The sequence below is a fragment of the Thiorhodococcus fuscus genome, from assembly GCF_042682685.1.
Taxonomy (GTDB): domain Bacteria; phylum Pseudomonadota; class Gammaproteobacteria; order Chromatiales; family Chromatiaceae; genus Imhoffiella; species Imhoffiella fuscus.
In genome coordinates this window covers 1-664 of sequence record NZ_JBHUHX010000069.1, presented here as the reverse complement: position 1 = coordinate 664, position 664 = coordinate 1, and the positions used below count along the sequence as shown (strand labels likewise).

At 66.3% G+C, this 664-nt stretch carries 1 protein-coding gene; it reads right to left on the bottom strand.

Translation table 11 applies throughout. From position 1 onward, the window contains the following. Nucleotides 1-664 (bottom strand): IS4 family transposase (locus ACFSJC_RS19980; RefSeq protein ID WP_386029083.1); only part of this gene is annotated, 664 nt, incomplete at both ends.

The window sequence follows — 664 nt, the reverse complement described above, 5'->3', positions numbered from 1 at the left end:
GCGCATCAATCGAGTGATGCGCCAACCCACCACCAAAAACAGGGCGAAGGCGCGCTCAAGGCGCTCGACGGTGCCCAGTTGCAAGGCCTCAACACGGCAGCCCTCCTTGAGCACCAAGAACAGCAGCTCGATTTCCCAGCGTGCCCGATACCAGTCGATCAACGCGACGGCGGCGTCGAGCGTCTCGGCACGGCGGTTGGTCAGCAGCCGCCATTCAATCGGTTTGACGCCTTCCGGAGCCCCAATCTCACGGGCGATCACGCAGGTGGCCTCCAGGTGGCCTTGGCGTCGATCCGAGAGCGTCACGCGCTTGGCATAGAGCTCCTGACGGACCTCTCGGGCCTTGCGCCCGCGCCCAGACGGAAGGCTGAAACGCACCTCCCCGAGCGGCTTGGTCTCCAGGACACTCGTCCACAGCTTCTTGCCCTCGCCACCGGGCAAGGCGCGGTTATGCTTGGCGCGCAGCAGCCAGTCGGCGGGGGTTCCCAGATCCCGCGCACGCACCATCAACTCCAGAATGTCGGCCTCGCGATCGGCGACATAGACCAGGCGCGTATCGGGCAACGCACTCGCCAGGTCCGCAACGCGTTCATAGCCTTCCTTCCAGCGCAGACTCTCGGGCGCCCCCGGACGCTGGCCGTCAGCGCCTTTCGGCTCACGGGCC